This is a genomic window from Promineifilum sp. (SeqCode) (genome assembly GCF_041918635.1).
Taxonomy (GTDB): Bacteria; Chloroflexota; Anaerolineae; order Promineifilales; family Promineifilaceae; genus Promineifilum.
This window is the reverse complement of sequence record NZ_JAYRVJ010000256.1, coordinates 1-1,794: the sequence shown is the minus strand read 5'-3', so window position 1 is coordinate 1,794 and position 1,794 is coordinate 1. Positions and strand designations below refer to the sequence as shown.

The window sequence follows — 1,794 nt, the reverse complement described above, 5'->3', positions numbered from 1 at the left end:
GATCCCGCCGCCGTGGCCGCCCAAGTTCCCTATCCCTGCGTCGTCAAGCCGCTCAATCTGAACGGCAGCCGCGGCGTCATGCGCGCCGATTCGCCGGAGGAACTGGCGGCGGCCGTTCGCCGTCTGACCCGGCTGATCACCTCCGACGTGAGGGTCGCGTCCGACGCCGCGCCGCGCCCCTATCTTGTCGAGAGTTACATCCCCGGCTTTGAGGTGGCATTGGAAGGGCTGCTGGACGAAGGCCACCTGCGCGTCCTGGCCCTGTTCGACAAGCCGGACCCGCTCGACGGCCCCTTCTTCGAGGAGACTATCTACGTCACCCCGTCGCGGCTGCCGGCGGCGACACAGCGGGCCATCGAGCAGACTACGGCCGCCGCCGCCCGCGCTCTGGGCCTGTGCATGGGGCCTGTCCACGCCGAACTGCGCGTCAACGAGCAAGGGGTATGGATCGTGGAGATCGCCGGCCGTTCCATCGGCGGGTTGTGCTCGCAGGTGCTGCGCTTCGGTATCGATGGGTCGCTGGAAGAGTTGATTCTGCGCCAGGCGGCCGGGCTGCCGTTGGGCGACACGGCGCGGCGCGACCGGGCGGCGGGGGTCATGATGATCCCCATCCCCGAGGCGGGGCTGCTGCGCGAGGTGGCCGGCGTCGAGGAGGCCGCCGCCACACCGCTGATCGAGAGTGTCGAGATCACCGCCCGCCTGCATTACCCGCTTACGCCCCTGCCGGAGGGAGATAGCTATCTCGGCTTTATCTTCGCCCGCGGCGACACGCCCGCCGCCGTCGAAGCCGCCCTACGCCGGGCGCATGGGTGTTTGCGGTTCAGGATTGAGCCGTTGTTGACGGTGATCAGTGGTCAGTGACCACTGACCACTTCCTATCCATCCAGCAGCAACGCCTCCGGATCCTCGATCAACTGCTTCACCCGCACGAGAAACTGCACCGCCTCGCGGCCGTCCACGATGCGATGGTCGTAGCTGAGCGCCAGGTACATGATGGGCCGTATGGCGATCTCCTGGCCGCCGGCGTCGTTGGCGATGACGACCGGCCGATCCTGGATGTTGTGCAGCCCCAAAATGCCCACTTGCGGTAGGTTCAGGATGGGCGTGCTCAGCATGGAGCCGAAGACGCCGCCGTTGGTGATGGTAAACGTGCCGCCGCGCAGGTCTTCCAGGGAGAGCGTGCCGTCTCTCGCTTTGGTGGCAAAGTCGCGCACCTCGGTCTCGATGGCCGCGAACGACTTGGTATCGGCGTCGCGGATGACTGGCACGACCAGCCCTTCTTCCGCGCCCACAGCGATGCCGATGTCGTAGTAGCGCTTCAGGACAATGTCGTCCCCCTGAATCTCCGCGTTCAGCCGCGGGAACGCCTTCAGCGCGGCGACGACCGCCTTCACGAAGAACGACGTGAAGCCCAGCTTGACGCCGTGGCGGGCGACAAACGCCTCCTGCCGGCGCTTCCGCACAGCCATGACCGCGCTCATGTCGGCCTCGTTAAACGTCGTCAGCATGGCCGTCGTCTGCGTGGCCTCCAACAACCGTTGGGCGATGGTGCGGCGGCGGCGGGACATGCGGATGCGTTCTTCGCGGGCAGAGGGCGGGGGTGCAGGGGGGCGGGGAGATGGGGAGGCAGGGGAGCGGGGGGGGGGGGGGGGGGGGGGGGGTTGTGGGGGGGGGTGGGGCGGGGGGTTGGGGGGGCGCTGGGGAGATTGGAGGCGTGAACGCCTGGGAGACTTCTACTCCGGCGCTCCCCTGCTCCCCCGCTCCCTTGCCCCCCTGCTCTGCAACGTCCCTCTT

At 68.1% G+C, this 1,794-nt stretch carries 2 protein-coding genes; one reads left to right on the top strand and one right to left on the bottom strand.

Going from position 1 to position 1,794, the window contains the following annotated elements:
* On the top strand, positions 1 to 861 hold an 861-nt coding region (locus ACE3UY_RS08620), incomplete at its 5' end, for an ATP-grasp domain-containing protein (RefSeq protein WP_374687135.1).
* A gap of 14 nt (positions 862 to 875) precedes the next feature.
* Here ACE3UY_RS08620 and sucB read toward each other — a convergent pair.
* A complete protein-coding gene (sucB, locus tag ACE3UY_RS08615) occupies positions 876 to 1,568 on the bottom strand; it encodes a dihydrolipoyllysine-residue succinyltransferase (protein WP_374687134.1) in 693 nt (230 codons plus the stop codon).
* Positions 1,569 to 1,794: the final 226 nt, after the last annotated feature.